16 protein-coding genes and 1 tRNA gene are annotated in these 18,329 nt (G+C 64.4%); 12 read left to right on the top strand and 5 right to left on the bottom strand.

The annotated features are described in order from the left end of the window. Positions 1-125: 125 nt before the first annotated feature. The 10 genes from rsmB (at position 126) to AC1ECK_RS03260 (ending at position 9,369) form a co-directional block, all read left to right on the top strand. A complete protein-coding gene (gene rsmB, locus AC1ECK_RS03305; protein WP_480315832.1) occupies positions 126-1,553 on the top strand; it encodes a 16S rRNA (cytosine(967)-C(5))-methyltransferase RsmB in 1,428 nt (475 codons plus the stop codon). Next, positions 1,550-2,140: a DUF4390 domain-containing protein gene (locus tag AC1ECK_RS03300; RefSeq protein ID WP_480315830.1), complete on the top strand. Its 591-nt coding sequence runs from the start codon at positions 1,550-1,552 to the stop codon at positions 2,138-2,140. Before rsmB ends, AC1ECK_RS03300 begins: the two co-directional genes overlap by 4 nt. Further along, positions 2,130-4,547 carry a sensor histidine kinase gene (locus AC1ECK_RS03295; RefSeq protein WP_480315828.1) on the top strand — a complete coding sequence of 806 codons (2,418 nt, stop codon included), beginning with the start codon at positions 2,130-2,132 and terminating at the stop codon, positions 4,545-4,547. The genes AC1ECK_RS03300 and AC1ECK_RS03295 overlap by 11 nt, the downstream gene beginning before the upstream one ends. After that, positions 4,548-5,237, top strand: a complete 690-nt coding sequence (gene esaR / locus AC1ECK_RS03290; protein WP_480315826.1) for a response regulator transcription factor EsaR — start codon at positions 4,548-4,550, stop codon at positions 5,235-5,237. Between the two features lie 97 nt (positions 5,238-5,334). Then, positions 5,335-5,410 (top strand) — tRNA-Phe (locus AC1ECK_RS03285). Between the two features lie 388 nt (positions 5,411-5,798). Next, positions 5,799-6,533 carry a 7-cyano-7-deazaguanine synthase QueC gene (queC, locus tag AC1ECK_RS03280; protein WP_480315824.1) on the top strand — a complete coding sequence of 245 codons (735 nt, stop codon included), beginning with the start codon at positions 5,799-5,801 and terminating at the stop codon, positions 6,531-6,533. 84 nt (positions 6,534-6,617) lie between these two features. Next, positions 6,618-7,250 carry a 7-carboxy-7-deazaguanine synthase gene (gene queE / locus AC1ECK_RS03275; RefSeq protein ID WP_480315822.1) on the top strand — a complete coding sequence of 211 codons (633 nt, stop codon included), beginning with the start codon at positions 6,618-6,620 and terminating at the stop codon, positions 7,248-7,250. Positions 7,251-7,259: 9 nt separating this feature from the next. Then, entirely contained in the window at positions 7,260-7,703 is a 444-nt protein-coding gene (gene queD / locus AC1ECK_RS03270) for a 6-carboxytetrahydropterin synthase QueD (protein WP_480316459.1), read from the top strand. A 179-nt stretch (positions 7,704-7,882) separates the two neighbouring features. Then, on the top strand, positions 7,883-8,665 hold the full coding sequence (locus AC1ECK_RS03265; protein WP_480315820.1) for an HpcH/HpaI aldolase family protein: 783 nt from the start codon (positions 7,883-7,885) through the stop codon (positions 8,663-8,665). Next, on the top strand, positions 8,662-9,369 hold the full coding sequence (locus tag AC1ECK_RS03260; RefSeq protein ID WP_480315818.1) for a tetratricopeptide repeat protein: 708 nt from the start codon (positions 8,662-8,664) through the stop codon (positions 9,367-9,369). The genes AC1ECK_RS03265 and AC1ECK_RS03260 overlap by 4 nt, the downstream gene beginning before the upstream one ends. Before the next feature lie 136 nt (positions 9,370-9,505). Here the strand turns inward: AC1ECK_RS03260 and rodA are convergent, their stop codons facing one another. From rodA to AC1ECK_RS03235, 5 genes are all read right to left on the bottom strand, one after another. Further along, positions 9,506-10,654, bottom strand: a complete 1,149-nt coding sequence (rodA, locus tag AC1ECK_RS03255; RefSeq protein WP_480315816.1) for a rod shape-determining protein RodA — start codon at positions 10,652-10,654, stop codon at positions 9,506-9,508. Between the two features lie 10 nt (positions 10,655-10,664). Then, on the bottom strand, positions 10,665-13,064 hold the full coding sequence (mrdA, locus tag AC1ECK_RS03250; RefSeq protein ID WP_480315814.1) for a penicillin-binding protein 2: 2,400 nt from the start codon (positions 13,062-13,064) through the stop codon (positions 10,665-10,667). Positions 13,065-13,211: 147 nt separating this feature from the next. Next, entirely contained in the window at positions 13,212-13,724 is a 513-nt protein-coding gene (mreD, locus tag AC1ECK_RS03245; RefSeq protein WP_480315811.1) for a rod shape-determining protein MreD, read from the bottom strand. Further along, positions 13,721-14,908, bottom strand: a complete 1,188-nt coding sequence (mreC, locus tag AC1ECK_RS03240) for a rod shape-determining protein MreC (protein WP_480315809.1) — start codon at positions 14,906-14,908, stop codon at positions 13,721-13,723. The genes mreD and mreC overlap by 4 nt, the downstream gene beginning before the upstream one ends. A gap of 152 nt (positions 14,909-15,060) precedes the next feature. After that, positions 15,061-16,104 carry a rod shape-determining protein gene (locus AC1ECK_RS03235; RefSeq protein WP_004189550.1) on the bottom strand — a complete coding sequence of 348 codons (1,044 nt, stop codon included), beginning with the start codon at positions 16,102-16,104 and terminating at the stop codon, positions 15,061-15,063. A 378-nt stretch (positions 16,105-16,482) separates the two neighbouring features. On the opposite strand from AC1ECK_RS03235, the gene gatC reads away from it, so the two are divergent. Together gatC and gatA are read left to right on the top strand one after the other, a co-directional pair. After that, complete coding sequence (gene gatC, locus AC1ECK_RS03230) at positions 16,483-16,782, top strand: Asp-tRNA(Asn)/Glu-tRNA(Gln) amidotransferase subunit GatC (protein WP_480315807.1); 300 nt, start codon at positions 16,483-16,485, stop codon at positions 16,780-16,782. A gap of 59 nt (positions 16,783-16,841) precedes the next feature. Further along, positions 16,842-18,329 (top strand): Asp-tRNA(Asn)/Glu-tRNA(Gln) amidotransferase subunit GatA, encoded by a 1,488-nt coding sequence (gatA, locus tag AC1ECK_RS03225; protein ID WP_480315805.1) that lies wholly within the window; start codon positions 16,842-16,844, stop codon positions 18,327-18,329.

Here is an 18,329-nt window from a genome sequence, read left to right as displayed (position 1 = left end):
GAGCCGGGCACGAGTCTCGACACTCAACGCGTCCCGTCCACCGTCCGGCGGCTCACCGCGCCGGCCAAGCTACAATGAGCGCTGTTTGCGCCGCGCGCACCGTGCGGCCTGCTTTTGCCTTGTTCATGACTTCAAAGCCTTCCACGCGTTCCGTTCCGCCTCCGCCGCGTCCGCGCGAATCACGCCTGTCGACGCTGCATCTCGCGCCCGAATCGCTGGGTTTTGCGCTCGACTGCGCGGCTCAGGCGGTCGGTGCGGTGCGCCTCGGCTCGGCGCTCCCCGCTGCGCTGCAGTCGGTCTTCGTATCCGCACCTGAAGGCAGCGCTGCCGCAGCGCGCGGCGCGGTGCAGGACATCTCGTACCGGACCATGCGCCGTCTGGCCACGGCCGACTGGCTGATCGCGAAGCTGGTCAAGAAGGCCCCGCCGCCGCACGTCGCCAACCTGCTCGCCTGCGCGCTGGCCTTGCTGGCGGACGTTGAAGAGCAAGCCGCTTACGCCCCGTTCACCGTGGTCGATCAGGCCGTCAATGCAATCGCGGCACGCCGCGAGTTCGCCTTCGCGAAGGGTCTCGTCAACGCGGTGCTGCGCACCTTCCTGCGCGAGCGCGACACGCTATTGAATGACGCGCAGGCCGACGAGGTCGCGCGCTGGAACTACCCGGCCTGGTGGATCGACGCGGTCCGAAGCGCGTGGCCCGACAACTGGCAAGACGTGCTCGCAACCGGCAACACGCAAGGGCCGCTGACGCTGCGCGTCAACGCACGCCACTCGACTGTCGACGCCTACTTGCAGGTCTTGCACAACCACCATATCGACGCTACCCGCGCCGGTGACGACGCGGTACGCCTCGCCACACCGATGCCGGTCGACCGCATCCCCGGTTTTAACGAGGGCGTGGTCTCCGTGCAGGACGCCGGCGCCCAACTCGCCGCCCAATGGCTCGGCGCGCGCGACGGCATGCGCGTGCTGGATGCCTGCGCTGCGCCCGGCGGCAAGACCGGCCATCTGCTCGAAGTGGCCAATCTCGAATTGATCGCACTCGAAAGCGACCCGACCCGCGCGCGCCGTATCGGCGAAAACCTGCAGCGCCTCGGTCTCACCGCCGAAGTGCGCATCGGCGACGCGGGCAATCCCGCGAAGTGGCACGACCCGCTTGATCGCCCCTTCGACCGCATTCTGGCCGACGTACCCTGTTCAGCCTCGGGCATCGTCCGCCGTCATCCGGATATCCGCTGGTTGCGCCGCACCTCCGATATCCCGGCGCTCGTCGCCGAACAGCGGCGCATTCTGGCGGCGCTCTGGCCGCTCGTGAAGCCAGGCGGCGAGTTGCTCTACGTTACGTGCTCGATCTTTCCCGATGAGGGCGAATTGCAGGCGCAGTGGTTTGGAAACAACTACCAGGATGCGGTACGATTGGACGCGCCGGGGCAACTGTTGCCCACAGCGGCCCGCGCGCCTGCCGACGCCCCGGAGGGTTCCCGTGCCGGACCAGGCACCGGCTCGAACCCAGACCACGACGGATTTTTCTACGCGCGCTTTCAGAAACGGTGACCATCAAACGCTTCTTCCCGCTTCGGCTCGCGGCCGTGCTCTGGATCGTGCTGGCCATTTGGCTCAGCGCACCAGACATGGCGCATGCCGATTCGATTGCGGTGCAGCGCGCGTCGCTGCAGTCGGACGGCGGCGGCTGGAGTCTCGACGCGCGCTTTGACTTCGAGTTGAACAGCAACCTTGAGGATGCCGTCAACAAAGGCATTCCGCTCTACTTCACCACCGATTTCGAACTCAGCCGGCCGCGCTGGTACTGGTTCGACGAGCAACCGGTGAGCGTGTCGCAGAGCATCCGCCTGTCGTTTCAGCCGCTCACGCGCGAATACCGGGTGTCGACGGGTGGTTTGCAACTCGGCTTCAGCACGCTGAAAGACGCGCTCGCGGTGATCCAGCATGTCACCTCGTGGCATGTGATCGATCGCAATCAGGTGCAAAACGGCGAGACCTATACCGCCTCCGTGCGCATGCAGCTCGACATCGCACTGATGCCCAAGCCATTCCAGATCGACGCTGTGAACAACCGCGACTGGAATCTCTCTTCCGACTGGAAGCGTTTTACTTTCACGGTGACCGAACGTGCTAAATAAAGTACGCGGCACCACCAGCGTCAGCAGCATCGTCGTGCGCGTGCTGGTGTCGACGGTGGCGGTCACGGCCGTCCTGCTTCTGGTGTTGCTCGCTGCGGCGAGCGCGAACACCGAGTTCTTCGACCGTTACTATCAATGGCTGTACGCAGCCAACGTTGCGGTAGCGCTGATCTTCCTGATGGTCGTGACGGCGCTCGTCCTGATCATCATCTACCGGCTGCGCAAGGGCAAATTCGGCACGCGCCTGCTCGCCAAGCTCGCGTTCTTCATGGCGCTGGTCGGTGTCGTGCCGGGCGGCATCATCTACATCGTGTCGTATCAGTTCGTCTCGCGCAGCATCGAATCGTGGTTCGACGTGAACGTCGAGACCGCGCTCACCTCGGGGCTGAACCTCGGGCGCGGCATGCTCGACGCCTCGCTGTCGGACCTGCAGACCAAGGGCCGTCTGATGGCCGAGCAGCTCGCCAGCGCCGACGCGGCGGGCACGACGCTCACGCTGTTGCGGCTGCGCGATCAGTTCGGCGTGCAGGATGCGACCATCGTCGAACCGGTGCGCAGCATGTCGGGCGCGGCGCCTGAGATGCACGTGGTGGCGCAGGCCTCGGGCAACTACGTGACGCTCGTGCCGAACGACTTGCCGACGCCCTTGATGATCGATCAGGCGCGTGGCCACGGTTTTGCTGCCATCGAAGGCGAAGTGGATGGCGATCCGCACGTCAATGGCGGCAAGGGCGTATTGCGACTGCGTATCGTGCAGCGCATTCCGGATTCGAACGCGGCGTTGCTGCAGCCCGCCGAGCGCTTCCTGCAACTGACGCAACCGGTCTCGCCCACGCTCGCGCGCAACGCCGACGCGGTGCAGCGCGCGTATCGCGAGTACCAGGAAAAGGCACTCGGCCGCACCGGTCTACGCAAGATGTATATCGGCACGCTGACGCTGGCGCTGTTCCTCGCCACCTTCATCGCGATGATGCTCGCGCTCGCGCTCGGCAACCAGCTTGCCCGGCCGCTGTTCCTGCTTGCCCAGGGCACGAAGGAAGTGACCGAGGGCGACTACACGCCGAAGCGTGAAATCAAGTCGCGCGACGAGCTCGGCTTCCTGACCCAGTCGTTCAACGCGATGACGCGGCAGCTCTCCGAGGCGCGCGCAGCGGTCGAAAACAACCGGATCGCGCTCGAGCATTCGAAGGCCTATCTGGAGAGCATTCTCGCCAACCTGACCGCGGGCGTGTTCGTGTTCGACCGGCAGTTCCGCCTTACCACGGCGAACCGCGGCGCAGAACGGATCTTCCGCCAGCAGTTTCAGTCGGTGCTCGGCTCCGCGCTCGACCGCATTGCCGTGCTCAGCGATTTTGGCGCGATGGTGCGCAAGGCCTTCGCCGATCGCGAAGCGGCGAGCGGCGACGGTCACGACGACGGCGGCCACTGGCAGCAGCAGTTCTCGGTTCAGGTGCCCGGCGAAACCGAACCGCTGACGTTGCTGGTGCGCGGCGCGCGCCTCGTCTCCGCCACGGAGCGCGATGCGCAGGACATGCAGACGTCCGGCTATGTGGTGGTGTTCGACGACATCTCCGACGTGATCTCCGCGCAGCGCTCGATCGCCTGGGGCGAAGTGGCGCGGCGTCTCGCGCATGAGATCAAGAATCCGCTCACGCCGATCCAGTTGTCGGCCGAGCGCCTGCAGATGAAGCTGGCCGACAAGCTCGCGCCGTCCGACGCCGATGTGCTGAAGCGCGGCGCGACCACCATCGTCAATCAGGTGGCGGCGATGAAGCAGATGGTGGACAGTTTCCGCGACTACGCGCGCACGCCGCCGGCGGTGCTGGCCAACCTGCAATTGAATGAGCTGGTGAGCGAAGTGCTCACGCTGTACGGTATTGAAGAAGGCAAGAGCGCGATCCACGTCGAGCTCGCCGCGTTGCCGGTGATTCGCGGCGATGCGACCCAATTGCGCCAGGTGATCCACAACCTGCTGCAGAATGCACAGGATGCGGTGTCGGAGGTCGAGCATCCACGTGTGCTGCTCGAGACGAGGACAGTAGAATATGGCGATCCCGACGCGGAAGGTAAAGTGCGCGTCGCGGTGCGTCTGACCGTATCGGACAACGGACCGGGCTTCCCCGCACGCATTCTGACGCGTGCATTCGAACCTTACGTGACGACCAAGGCCAAAGGGACAGGGCTTGGCCTTGCGATGGTCAAGAAGATCGTCGACGAACACGGCGCGCGCATCGACATTCGCAACCGTCTGAAGGCCGGCGATGTAATCGAGGGCGCGCAGATTTCGATCCTCTTTCTTCAATTGGCAGACGATGAGGCTGCGGCACCCGGAGCAGGGCCGCAGGCGGCGCATGGCAAGGCGTCGCAGGGAACGACAAAAGCAACAGTGCAGACAAGGGCAGCGTAAATGGCAACCATCCTGGTGGTAGATGATGAAATGGGCATCCGGGAATTGCTCTCGGAGATCCTGAGCGACGAAGGGCATGTCGTGGAGGCGGCGGAGAACGCGCAGGAAGCGCGCGAGTTCCGGCTGCGTCAGGCGCCCGACCTGGTGCTGCTCGACATCTGGATGCCCGACACCGATGGTGTCACGTTGCTCAAGGAATGGGCCGCGCAGGGGCAATTGACGATGCCGGTGATCATGATGTCGGGCCACGCGACCATCGACACCGCAGTCGAAGCCACCAAGATCGGCGCGCTCAACTTTCTCGAGAAACCGATTGCGTTGCAGAAGCTGCTGAAGGCGGTCGAACAAGGGCTCGCACGCGGTAACCCCGCACCCGCGGTGCCCGGTGCGGCGGTGAAGCCGGCGTTGCCGTCGAGTTCATCGGCGGTGGCTTCGGCGGCTTCGTTGCCGATGCTTTCCAGCGACGGCATGGGCAGCGGCACGCTGGCGGCGCAGACCGCTTCGATCTCGTTCGACATCCCGCTGCGCGACGCGCGCGACGCGTTCGAGCGCGCCTACTTCGAGTACCACCTCGCCCGCGAGAACGGCAGCATGACGCGAGTGGCCGAAAAGACGGGGCTCGAACGCACTCACCTGTATCGCAAGCTCAAGCAGCTCGGCGTCGATCTCGGCAAGAACAAAGGGGAGTAAGGCGGCACGCCGGCAGGCATGCGGCGGCCCCCGCAAAAAATTGAGGGATGGGGCTTGAGCAGTCGAAAACCCTTTGTTATACTCTCGCTTCTTCGTTGGCCCGGTAGCTCAGTTGGTAGAGCAGCGGATTGAAAATCCGCGTGTCGATGGTTCGATTCCGTCCCAGGCCACCAGAATTTAGCCCCAGGAAAATCGCAAGATCCCTGGGGCTTTTCCTTTTCCGGCCGGCAATGAGAAGCGCCTCGTGGGGCGGTATTCCGGTGACGGCGGCATTATGCGGCGCGTGATAAAATCGCGCCAGTTCAAGGACTTGCCGCGCTCGCCTGACAAGTCCTTTGGTTTTTTCAGGGGTGGTTTCCGGCACGGCATGCCGGTCACGCCGCACCGCGCATGAACCCCTGCGCCCGACGATCAGCGGTATAAGCGCCAGCGACTCTGGAGAAGGATGGCGCGGCCTATACTGCATGAGCTGGCCGACACGCCGGCACGCGTCGCGCCGCGTTGCTGCATGGCGCACACCGCGCAGCGCGACGTGGCACTCATCATTCACGGAGTTTCACGGTGATCCGCAAAGACGCTAAGAGTAGCGCTCTGGTGCTGTTTTCCGGCGGTCAGGACTCGGCCACGTGCCTCGCCTGGGCGCTCGAACGATACGAAACGGTCGAGACACTCGGCTTCGATTACGGGCAGCGGCACCGGGTCGAGCTGGAGTGCCGTGAAGGCTTTCGCGATGCGCTCGCACGGACCTTTCCGAAGTGGGCCGAGCGCCTCGGCGACGACCACATGATCGACCTGTCGGTGCTCGGTTCGATCAGCGATACCGCGATGACGCGCGAGATCCAGATCGAGGCCGCGGCCAACGGTCTGCCGAATACCTTCGTGCCGGGCCGCAACCTGATGTTCATGACGATCGCTGCGGCAATCGCCTATCGGCGCGGCCTGCAGGTGCTGGTGGGCGGCATGTGCGAGACGGACTTTTCGGGCTATCCCGATTGCCGCGACGACACCATGAAGGCGCTGCAGGTGACGCTCAATCTCGGCATGGATCAGCGGTTCCTGCTGGAAACGCCGCTGATGTGGCTCGACAAGGCTGATACGTGGCGCCTCGCGCACGAGTTGGGCGGCGACGAGCTGGTCGAGCTGATCCGGGTCGAGACGCATACGTGCTACGTCGGCGAGCGCGCCGAGTTGCATGCGTGGGGCTTCGGTTGCGGCGAATGCCCGGCGTGCCGTCTGCGCAAGCGCGGCTATGAAGCCTATCTGAGCGGCGAGAAGGTCACAGAAGCACCCGTTTGATCCGCTCGCCCCTTGAGCCCGTCGTGGCTCAGGGGGCGGCGGCAACCTTAATCAGGCACCCAGCGGTGCCAGGCAGAAAGCAGCATGACGTACGCGGTCAAGGAAATCTTCTACACATTGCAGGGCGAGGGTGCGAATGCCGGTCGCCCGGCGGTGTTTTGCCGGTTCGCCGGCTGCAATCTGTGGTCGGGCCGCGAGGAAGACCGGGCGGAGGCAGTCTGCCGCTTCTGCGATACGGACTTTGTCGGCACCGACGGCGAGAACGGCGGCAAGTACCGCACGGCCGAAGAGCTGGTGGCGATGATCGCCTCGCAGTGGCCGGAAGGTGAGAACCAGCGCTTTGTCGTCTGTACCGGCGGCGAGCCGATGCTGCAGATCGATCAGCCCTTCGTCGATGCGTTGCACGCGGCCGGCTTTGAGATCGCGATCGAAACCAACGGCTCGCTGCCGGTGCTCGAGACGATCGACTGGATCTGCGTGAGCCCGAAGGCCGATGCGCCTTTGGTCGTCACCAAAGGCAACGAACTGAAAGTCGTGATTCCGCAGGACAATCAGCGCCTTTCCGAGTATGCGGCGCTCGACTTCGAATATTTCCTCGTCCAGCCGATGGACGGCCCGTCGCGCGACATCAATACCAGACTCGCGATCGACTGGTGCAAACGCCATCCGCAATGGCGCCTGTCGATGCAGACCCACAAGTACCTGAACATTCCCTGATTTGCCGTGCTGACGATTACCCGAAAACTCGAATTCGATGCGGGCCACCGCATTCCCGATCACCGTAGCCAGTGCAGGAATCTGCACGGGCATCGCTATGTGCTCGAAATCACGCTGCAAGGCGATCTGGTCGAAACGGAAGGCGCGCCGGATCGCGGCATGGTGATGGACTTTGCGGATGTGAAATCGCTCGCTGTCGAACACCTCGTCGACAAATGGGATCACGCGTTTCTCGTCTATGAAGGCGACGCGCAGGTGCGCGGCTTTCTGGATTCGATGCCCGGCCACAAGACGGTCGTGCTCGACCGCATTCCTACCGTGGAAAACCTCGCGGCGATCGCGTTCGACCTGCTGGCGAACGTCTACGACGCTCACTACGGCGTGAATCTGCGTCTGCACAAGGTGCGTCTCTATGAGACGCCGAATTGCTGGGCGGACGTGGTGCGCGATTGAGCGCGACGCAGACTGCGGCTCACCTCAGCATCTCCGTTATTGTCACGGTATGATCGTTTCGATAACCACTCGGAGCGAGACATGCCGGTCACCGTACTGCGAAACGGGCGCCAAACCCGCGGCGCCAGCCACCTCTCCCGTGCCTCAGGCGGCCTTGTGCGCCGCGACGGAGTACGGCGATGAGCACCTTTACGAATCCCCTCAAACAACGTCTCGCCGAAGCTGAGCCGCTCTTCGGACTGTGGCTCTCGCTCGGCAGCGAAAGCGCCGCCGAGGCGCTCGCGCACGCCGGCTTCGACTGGTTGCTGATCGACATGGAACATGCGCCCAACGACAGTGGCGACGTCACCGGCCAGCTACGCGCGATTGCTGCGGCGCATCTGCCGAGCGAACCGGTGGTGCGCGTGCCGGCGAGCGAAGGCTGGCTCGTCAAGCGCGTGCTCGACGCGGGCGCCCGCACGCTGATGTTCCCGAACATCGAATCCGCCGAGGAAGCGGCCGACGCCGTGCGCCTGACCCAATATCCGACGGCCGAGGCGCCCGATGGCCGGCGCGGTGTCGCGGGTGCGGTTCGTGCTGCTTCGTACGGCATGCGGCGCGACTACGTGCAGGGCGCCAACGCACAGATTGCCACGATCGTGCAGATCGAATCCGCGCGGGCCGTGCAGGAAGTCGAGAAGATTGCAGCCACGCCGGGTTTGGACTGCCTGTTCATCGGGCCCGCCGATCTCGCTGCGAGCCTCGGCCATCTGGGCGACTCGAAGCATCCGGAGGTGCAGGCGGCAATGGCCCACGTGGTGGCGGCAGCCGACAAGGCCGGTATTGCGACCGGCATTTTTGCCATGGATTCGGCCGGCGCGCGCCAGTACCGCGACGCTGGTTTTCGTTTTATCGCGCTTGCGGCCGATGTCATGTGGCTGTTGCGCGCGACGCGTCAAGCGCTGCAGGAGGTGCGGTCATGAAGGGTATTTCGCAGTATGCCGTGCGCGTCGCGGTGGGTGTCGCCGCCTGGATTGCGTTGGCGGCATCTGCCACGGTGTACGCGCAGGACAAGCCGTCCCAGGCAGACCCCGAGACGCAGACGGCTGTTGCCGACTACAACGCGGGCAACCTGAGTTCCGCGCTCAGCGAATTCCATAAGGCGGCCGAGCATGGCAGCCGGCTTGCCGAATTCAACTACGCGATGATGTTGCTCAACGGTGAAGGCACGGCCGCCAATGTCGACGAAGGCAAGAAATGGCTGCGCAAGGCTGCCGACGCGAACATGTCGCACGCGCAGTATGTGTACGGCAAGATGTACGACGATGGAGATTTCGTGGGCCGCGATCCGGTCGAAGCGCATCGCTGGTTTCTGAAGGCCGCGCAGCAAGGCCATGTGCAAGCCGAGCTTGCGCTCGCCAACCAGTTCCTCGATGGCCGGGGCACCACCCGCGACAATCGTCAGGCCTTCTTCTGGTACAAGAAGGCCGCGGAAGGCGGCGACATGACGGCACAGTACGTGGCCGGCTCGTTCTACGAGCGCGGTGGCGACGGCGTGGACAAGAACCTGAACGTGGCGCGTGCTTACTATGCGGCCGCGGCGGCGCAAGGCGATCCGGCGGCCAAGCTCAAATTTCAGCAACTGAGCACGGAGTTGCGCGATGAGCACGAGGCGAAGCCGCAGTAACGCGGGCTGATAGGGCGGCTGACCTGGCCGGTGGCCTGGCACCGGTGACTTGGCCGGTGACTCGGCCGCGCCGCCCGCGGCAACAGCTTCCGGGCCCGCAAACAAACAAGGGGCGCATCCGCGCCCCTTGTTTGTTCTAGCTCTGCATCAAGCGCTTCTGTCGCCCGACGCTCATGATGAGGCCAGTTGCGATCCCAAGCGTAATCAACGCTGTGCCTCCGTAACTCATGAACGGCAGCGGCACACCGACCACAGGCAAGATCCCGCTCACCATGCCGATATTGACGAACGCGTAGGTGAAAAAGGCCATCGTCAGCGAGCCGGCCAATAGCCGGCCGAATAACGTGGCCCCGTTCGCCGCTATATAAAGCCCGCGCGCGATCAGCGCCATATATAGGACCAGCAGCACCACCCCGCCCGCCAGCCCGAACTCCTCGGAGAACACCGCGAAAATAAAGTCGGTGTGTTTTTCAGGAATGAATTCCAGGTGCGCCTGGGTGCCCTTCAGCCAGCCCTTGCCAAGCGGGCCGCCGGAGCCGATCGCAATCACCGCCTGGATCGTATGGAAGCCTTTGCCAAGCGGATCGGAGGTGGGATCGAGCAGCGTACAGATGCGGTGCTTCTGATAATCGTGCATCAGCGGCCACTGCACCTCGGGCTGACAGATCTTGTCCTGAAACACCGCAATCGAACTGACCGCGATCACCGCCGCGATCAGCACCGGCACGATCAGCTTGAAACTCAGACCTGCGAAATAGATGACGAACAGGCCCGCCGCGAACACCAGCACGGCGGTGCCGAGGTCGGGCTGCTTGGCGATCAGGCCCACCGGCACGGCGAGGATCAAGAGGCCCACCAGGTAGTCGTACCAGCGCATCACGCCTTCGCGGCGCTGGTAGTACCAGGCGAGCATCAGCGGAGTGGCGATCTTCATGATCTCGGACGGCTGGATCACCACGCCGACATTGATCCAGCGTTTGGCCCCCTTGCGCGTGAGGCCGAAGAGCGCCACCGCCACCAGTAACGCGATGCCGAAGGTATAGAGCGGCACCGCGAAGCGCATCAGCGTGGTGGGCGGTACGTTGGCCAGCGCCCACATCAGCACGAAGGTGAGCATGATGTTGCGCAACTGGTCTTCCACCTTGCCCGGCATGTCGAGCGTGGCGCTGTACAGCGTGACGATGCCGACGCACATCAGCAGAAACACCGCGAGCGCGAGCGGGCGGTCGAAGCCGATGAACATCTTCTTGATGCGGTCGAGCCAGGCGCGCTTGTCGAATTGCATGCCTTTCTCCTTACTCGTCGATGCCGCCGGAAACCGGCTGGCTGGGTGACGTGGGCTGAATGCTGTCTTCGCGCGACGGCGCAGCGGCGGTTGGAACCGGCTCGCTGCCCGGGCGCGGGTGGTGCGGGCCGGATTTGCGCGGCACGAGCGTCTTGGCGGGCGTTGGGGCAGAAGCCGGATCCGCGAGTACGGTGGTGGCGACGAACGGAGCAGAGGCGCCGGTTGCCGCCGCGTCGGCCGCCTTATCTGCCGCCCTGGTTTCGCCTTTGGCTCCCGGTGCTGCGACCACGGGGCCAACCGGCGCCGCGGGCGCAACCTCGGAGGCAGCGGATGCCGCAGACGGCGCCGAGGCGCCGGCCGCATTCGATGCGGCGCCAGGCATCGGCAACGCGGTGAAGCCCGCGGCCACGGAAGCCGGCTGCGTGATCTCGATGGTGGTGGGCGCTGTGCCGATCACCGGCGCCGACGCATCTGCGGTTGCCGAGGCCGCTGCGGCGACCGCCGCCGCCTCGGCGCCCGGCTTCTGCCGGTCGACGAGGTAGTAGTCGAGCACGCGGCGCGCGATCGGACCGGCCGATTCTGCGCCCCAGCCGCCGTTTTCGACGATCAGCGCGAGCGCGATCTTGGGGTTGTCGGCCGGTGCGAAGGCGATAAAGAGCGCGTGGTCGCGCAAACGCTCGGCAACGGCGTGACCCTTGTAGTTCGCGCCCTGCAGCGAATACACCTGAGCCGTACCGGTCTTGCCGGCCGCCTGATACGGCGCGCCGATGAACAGCTTGGAGGCCGTGCCGTTGGTCACCACGCCGACCATCGCCTGCTTGACGATATTGATGTCCGATTGCGACACGTCGATGCGGCCATTGTCCTTCGGCACGGTCAGACGCGTGTCCTTGGTGAGCGGATTTTCGATTTCCTTCACCAGGTGAGGCTTCATCACCACGCCGTTGTTGGCGAGCGTGGCGACCGCGTGCGCGAGCTGCAGGATCGTGAACGAGTTGTAGCCCTGGCCGATGCCGAGACTGATCGTTTCGCCCTCATACCAGCGCTGCTGTTCGGGCTTGCGATACGCTTTGCGCTTCCATTCGGTGGACGGAAGAATGCCCTTGGCTTCGCCGGCAATGTCGATGCCGGTGATCTGGCCGAAGCCCCACGGCTTCATGAAGCTGGCGATCGCGTTGACGCCGAGGTCGTGCGCCAGCATGTAGAAATACGTGTCGTTCGACACCACGATCGCGCGGTTCAGGTCGATCCAGCCTTGGCCCGAACGCACGTCGTTGCGGAACGTGTGACCGCCGAAAGTGTAGTAGCCCGGATCCTGGAAGCCCCAGCTCGGCGTGCGCTTGTGCAGCGTCAGCGCGGCGAGCGCCATGAACGGCTTGTAGGTGGAACCCGGCGGATAGGTGCCGTGCAGCGGCCGGTTCAGGAGCGGATGATCGGGCGAGTTGTTCAGGTCGTCCCAGGTCTGCTGGTCGATGCCGTCCACGAACGAATTCGGATCGAAGCTCGGCGCGGAGACGAACGCGAGCACGTCGCCGGTTGACGGCTCGATGGCCACCAGTGCGCCGCGCTTGTCCGCGAACGCCTGTTCGGCGACCTGCTGGAGACCGATATCGAGTGACAGCACGAGGTTGTTGCCCGGCGTCGCCTGGGTGCGCGACAAGGTGCGCACCGGACGTCCGCCGGCGGTGACCTCGACTTCTTCGAAGCCGGTCTGGCCGTGCAGCTCGGTCTCGTAGCTCTGCTCGACGCCGATCTTGCCGATATAGTCGGTGCCCTTGTAGTTGTTGGCGTCGAGGCGCGGATCGTAGTGGTCCGGGTCGCTGTCGTTTTGGTCGCTGGCTGCGTCGATGCGGTCCTGGTCGCGCTGCGAAATCCGCCCGATATAGCCGATCACGTGTGCCGCTGTCGGCCCGAGCGGATACTGACGGAACAGGCGCGCGCGCACTTCGACGCCCGGGAAGCGGAAGCGCTGTGCCGTGAAGCGCGCGACTTCGTCGTCGGTGAGGCGGGTGCGGATCGGCAGGCTTTCGAAGTTCTTCGAATCTTCCTGCAGCTTCTTGAAGCGGCGCCGGTCGCGGGCGTCGATGGAAATGACGGTCGCGAGGTTGTCGATGACGTTTTCTAGCGTGTCGTTGAGCTTCGAGGGCGTGATTTCCAGCGTGTAGGCGGAGTAGTTCTTCGCCAGCACGACACCGTTGCGGTCCATGATGATGCCGCGGTTGGGGACGATCGGCGCCACCGAAATGCGGTTTTCGTCGGCCTGCAGCGAGTATTTGCTGTAGTGCCAGACCTGCAGGAACAGGAAGCGGAAAACGATCAGCCCAAAGCAGACGAACACGAACAGGCCCGCCGCCGCAACCCGCAGGCGGAACTTCGAGAGCTGTTGCTGAGTGTCCTTGAATTCGGTCATGCGCTTGGTCAAAAGGCCGCGAAGCGGCCGTCAGGTAACAGTGTCCAGCCGGCGGCGAGAGCCGGGAGGCGGGGGCGGTGCGGGTCGGGCGGAGCGGGCGAAGCCTGGTTCAGCGGGTTCACGGAAGGACTCGACGCGCGCACGGCGCTAAATGGGGCGGGTGTCGTCCGGATCGGCCGGACGGCGCTGCGGCATCAGCAGCAGCACGCTTGCAATGGGCCACAGGGCGGCTTCGACGAACCCGTCGATCAGGTAGCCCCAGCCCGGAAAGGCGGCGCCCATCAGCAGACGGATGACGAACGGCACAAGTTGCGCGATGACGAACAACGGCATCACCGCGAAGGTTTGCACGCCCATAGGCATCCACAATACACGCCTGTGAATGGTAATAGCGCCGTACGACAACAGCGTATACGCGAGTGCGTGCTCGCCGAGCAGGCTGGCGTTGTGCACGTCCATCAGGATGCCGAGCAGGAAGGCGATGCCCATGCCCACCTTGCGCGGCTGGTGCACGTTCCAGAACAGCAGCACGAGCGCGACGAAGTCAGGAATGCCGAGCAGGCGTCCCCACGGCATCAGGTTCAGCAGGAAGGCCGCCGCGAGGCTGAACGCGATGAAGTACGGGTTGACCGGCTGCAGGATGTATTGAGGGCGGTTCACTCGTCGATCCCCCCCGTGGCTGGTTGTTTCGTGGCGCCTGCGGGTGCCTTTCCGTCGGCCGGCGTGCCTGACGCCGACCGCCCTGTGGCGGCCCTTATAGCGGCCAGCCGTTCGGCGGCCGCTTTCTTCTCTCTGGCCTGCTTCGCGTCGGTATCTTTCTTTTCCGCTGCTGCGGAAGCCGGCGTTGCTGCCGAGGCCGGCTTTGCAGCGGCTGCGGGAGCGGACGCCGGAGCAGCCGCCTTGGCGTTCTTGTCCGCGGCTTTATCCGCAGCAGCCTTTGCCCCTTTCTTCGCCTTCGCTTCTTTCGCCGTGCTGGCTGCATCCGGTTCGTCAGCCGGACGCGGCGGTACGGTGTTCAGATAATGCAGCACCAGCAACTGATGCGCGCCACGTACCGGCGCAACCGGCAGGCAGATCACGCGTGCGAATGCGGTATCGGCCTGCTTGTCGACCCGTACCACCCTCGCCACCGGCAGCCCCGGCGGATAGGTGCCGTCGAGGCCGCTCGTGACGAGCTCGTCGCCGGCCTGCACGTCCGCGCTGATCGGCACGAAGCGCAGATCGAGCGAATCGCCCTTGGGCGTGCCGTAGATGACGCTGCGCAGACCGGTACGCAGCACCTGCACCGGCACGGCCTGATCCTTGTCGGTCAGGAGCGTCACTTCGGCCTGCATCGGGAACACGCGGGTCACCTGGCCGATCACGCCGTCTTCATTGACGACCGGCGAACCGTTCTGAATGCCTTGCTGCGCGCCACGGCCAATGATGACCTTCTGCGTGAACGGATCGCGCGTGTCGTACTGGATTTCGGCGGGGATCGATTGGGTGGTCATGCGCTGCGAGAGTTGCAGCAGCGCGCGCAGGTGCTCGTTCTCGGCGCCCAGTTCGGCCGCCGCGTTGGCTTGCAGCGAGAGTTGCAGGTTCTTCTTGCGCAGGGCGTCGTTCTGACCGCGCAGCGTGGCGCTGGTCACGGCCAGATCCGCGGCGCCCATGACGATGTCGCGCGGCACGAGCGCGGCGCGCTGCAACGGATAAAGACCGGCTCCCAACACGCCGCGAACGATCTCGAGCGTCTTGAAGCGCGCATCCGAGACCAGCAGGACGAGCGCCAGCAGCACGAAGAAGATAAGCCGTGCGAGTGCGGACGGGCCTTGCTTGAACAGAGGCGGCGGACTGTATTCCATGGTCGGCGCCGGGGGCGTGAGCGGTTGGGTGTAACTGCGGCGCGAAAGCGCGCGCTCAGCGCGCGGCGGCTGGATGGACCAGCCTGAGACAGACCGGCCCGATCAAGGCTAGCCGTCCGATCCGCGCTGCTGACATGGAGCCAGGCTCTCGCTTACTCGTACGAGAAGATGCTGCCGAGCTTGTCCATGCGCTCGAGGGCCATGCCCGAGCCGCGCACGACGCAAGTCAGCGGGTCTTCGGCGACGAGCACCGGCAGGCCGGTTTCTTCCGCCAGCAGACGATCCAGGTCGCGCAGCAGTGCGCCGCCGCCCGTGAGCATCATGCCGCGCTCGGCGATGTCCGCGCCGAGTTCCGGCGGCGTCTGTTCGAGCGCGATCTTCACCGACGACACGATCTGGTTCAGCGGATCGGTCAGGGCTTCGAGGATTTCGTTGCTGGAGATGGTGAAGCTGCGCGGAATGCCTTCCGACAGGTTGCGGCCCTTCACTTCCATTTCCTTGACTTCCGAGCCCGGGAACGCGGAGCCGATTTCCTTCTTGATCGCTTCGGCGGTCTGTTCGCCGATCAGCATGCCGTAGTTGCGGCGGATGTAGTTGACGATCGCCTCGTCGAACTTGTCGCCGCCGACGCGCACCGAACCCTTGTAGACGATGCCGCCAAGCGAGATCACGCCGACTTCCGTGGTGCCGCCGCCGATGTCCACCACCATCGAACCGGTGGCTTCCGAGACCGGCAGGCCCGCGCCGATAGCGGCGGCCATCGGCTCTTCAATCAGGTAAACCTGCGAAGCGCCGGCGCCGTGAGCCGCTTCCTTGATGGCGCGGCGTTCCACCTGGGTGGAACCGCACGGCACGCAGATGATGATGCGCGGCGACGGCGAGAACATACGCGACTCGTGAGCCGTCTTGATGAACTGCTTGATCATCTGCTCGGTGACGGTGAAGTCGGCGATCACGCCGTCTTTCATCGGGCGGATCGCCTCGATGTTGCCCGGCACTTTGCCAAGCATCTGCTTGGCTTCCTTGCCGACTGCCTGGATGGTTTTCTTGCCGTTGGGACCGCCTTCCTGGCGGATGGAAACGACCGACGGTTCGTCGAGAACGATGCCCTTGCCACGCATGTAGATGAGCGTGTTGGCGGTGCCGAGGTCAATCGCCAGATCGTTGGAGAAGTAGCTGCGCAAAAAACCGAACATTCAAAATCCTGTCTCGCTGGGGGCCGGGCCTCGCAAACAATGCGCAGGGCGGCAGCGGAAAAATAACAGCTTCAACCCCGGGCGGATACTGCGCCACAGCGGCTTGAAGCTTCGGGGGAATCTACCGGAGGCTGGCACAAGGCCGGCTTCTGTCTCTGACTCATTTGTGGGAAATGACCAGAAAGGCCTTGGTAAGACGGTCCGGGTTTGGGTCGAACGCGTAATGATACCTTATAATTTTGCTTGATTTGAAGGAAACGGTTGGCACTTTTTGCCGCCGCTGGCCCCTTTTTCGAGGGCCGCCTCCAGTGTCGTAACCCGCTGTCACAGCTTTGTTTTTCCGCAATGTGACAGTCCACCACATTTTCCGGTGACTGCATGGCCCTGACCCTGACCGATGTTAAGCGCATCGCGCATCTCGCGCGGCTCGAACTGGCCGACGCCGAAGCTGAGCACACGCTTGTCCAGCTCAATGATTTCTTCGGCCTTGTCGAGCAGATGCAGGCCGTCGACACCACGGGCATTGAACCGCTCGCCCATCCGATCGAGCAGATCGAGGATGTTGCACTGCGTCTGCGTGGCGACGCAGTGACGGAAACCGTCCAGCGCGACGAATTCCAGCGCCCCGCGCCTGCGGTGCAGGACGGGCTCTACCTGGTGCCGAAGGTCATTGAATAAAAACATGGGCTCGGTGCGCCGCGTTTGCTGCGCTGCCGCGCCATTCAGGAAAAAACGCAATGCATGAAAAAAGCTTGACCGAACTGCGTGCTGCTCTCGCTGCGAAGGAATGCTCGGCCGTCGAACTGGCGCAGCTCTATCTGAAGCGGATCGACGCAGCCAACGGCCTGAACGCCTTCGTCCATGTCGACGCCGATCTCACGCTCGAGCAGGCCAAAGCCGCCGACGCGCTGCTCCATAGCGGCCACGCCGGTCCGCTGGCCGGCCTGCCGATCGCCCATAAGGACGTGTTCGTGACACGCGGCTGGCGTGCCACCGCCGGCTCGAAGATGCTCGCCAATTACGCGAGCCCGTTCGACGCGACCGTGGTCGAGCGTCTGAAGCACGCCGGCATGGTGTGCGTCGGCAAGACCAACATGGACGAGTTCGCGATGGGCTCGTCCAACGAGAATTCGTACTTCGGTCCGGTGCAGAACCCGTGGGACACCAAGGCAGTACCGGGCGGTTCGTCGGGTGGCTCCGCTGCGGCCGTGGCCGCGCGCCTCGCGCCCGCTGCAACCGGCACGGATACGGGCGGCTCGATTCGCCAGCCGGCCTCGTTTTCCGGCATCACCGGCATCAAGCCGACCTACGGCCGCGTGTCGCGCTACGGCATGATCGCGTTCGCCTCGTCGCTCGATCAGGGCGGCCCGATGGCGCGCAGCGCCACGGACTGCGCGCTGCTGCTCAACGCGATGGCCGGTTTCGACGAGCGCGATTCCACCAGCCTCGTGCGCGACGACGAAGACTACACGCGCTATCTGGGCAAGACATGGTCGGCCGACACCGCGGGCAAGCCGCTCGCCGGCCTGCGCATCGGCTTGCCGAAGGAATACTTCGGCGCGGGTCTCGCGGACGACGTGCGCGCCGCCATCGATGCCGCCCTGAAGCAGTACGAAGCGCTCGGCGCCACCCTGGTCGAGGTTTCGCTGCCGAAGACCGAACTGTCGATCCCCGTGTACTACGTGATCGCACCGGCCGAAGCCTCGTCGAACCTGTCGCGTTTCGACGGCGTGCGCTATGGCCACCGTGCCGCGGAGTACCGCGATCTGCTCGACATGTACAAGAAGTCGCGCGCCGAAGGCTTCGGCCCGGAAGTGAAGCGCCGCATTCTGGTGGGCACCTACGTGCTGTCGCACGGCTACTACGACGCGTACTACCTGCAGGCGCAGAAAATCCGCCGCATCATCGCGCAGGATTTCCAGCAAGCGTTCAAGCAGTGCGACGTGATCATGGGGCCGGTCGCGCCGTCGGTGGCATGGGATCTCGGCGCCAAGGGCGACGATCCGGTGCAGATGTATCTGGCCGATATCTACACGCTGTCGGTGAGCCTCGCCGGTTTGCCCGGCATGAGCGTGCCGTGCGGCTTCGGCGCGGGCGCGAATGCGCAGCGTCCGGTCGGTCTGCAGATCATCGGCAACTATTTCAACGAAGCTCGCATGCTGCAGGTTGCGGATGCGTTCCAGCGCGCGACCGACTGGCATCGCCAGGCGCCGGCAGGAGTGTGA

The organism is Paraburkholderia sp. SSBN10T, assembly GCF_056619545.1.
Note: the sequence above shows the minus strand (reverse complement) of the source record. Positions and strands in the feature narration are given on the sequence as shown.

What these genes read in the sequence shown, in the direction of transcription:
- rsmB (WP_480315832.1), top strand. Translation starts at nt 126, where the DNA reads ATGACTTCAAAGCCTTCCACGCGTTCCGTTCCGCCTCCGCCGCGTCCG.
- esaR (WP_480315826.1), top strand. Translation starts at nt 4,548, where the DNA reads ATGGCAACCATCCTGGTGGTAGATGATGAAATGGGCATCCGGGAATTG.
- queE (WP_480315822.1), top strand. Translation starts at nt 6,618, where the DNA reads ATGACGTACGCGGTCAAGGAAATCTTCTACACATTGCAGGGCGAGGGT.
- AC1ECK_RS03265 (WP_480315820.1), top strand. Translation starts at nt 7,883, where the DNA reads ATGAGCACCTTTACGAATCCCCTCAAACAACGTCTCGCCGAAGCTGAG.
- AC1ECK_RS03260 (WP_480315818.1), top strand. Translation starts at nt 8,662, where the DNA reads ATGAAGGGTATTTCGCAGTATGCCGTGCGCGTCGCGGTGGGTGTCGCC.
- rodA (WP_480315816.1), bottom strand. Translation starts at nt 10,654, where the DNA reads ATGCAATTCGACAAGCGCGCCTGGCTCGACCGCATCAAGAAGATGTTC.
- mrdA (WP_480315814.1), bottom strand. Translation starts at nt 13,064, where the DNA reads ATGACCGAATTCAAGGACACTCAGCAACAGCTCTCGAAGTTCCGCCTG.
- mreC (WP_480315809.1), bottom strand. Translation starts at nt 14,908, where the DNA reads ATGGAATACAGTCCGCCGCCTCTGTTCAAGCAAGGCCCGTCCGCACTC.
- AC1ECK_RS03235 (WP_004189550.1), bottom strand. Translation starts at nt 16,104, where the DNA reads ATGTTCGGTTTTTTGCGCAGCTACTTCTCCAACGATCTGGCGATTGAC.
- gatC (WP_480315807.1), top strand. Translation starts at nt 16,483, where the DNA reads ATGGCCCTGACCCTGACCGATGTTAAGCGCATCGCGCATCTCGCGCGG.
- gatA (WP_480315805.1), top strand. Translation starts at nt 16,842, where the DNA reads ATGCATGAAAAAAGCTTGACCGAACTGCGTGCTGCTCTCGCTGCGAAG.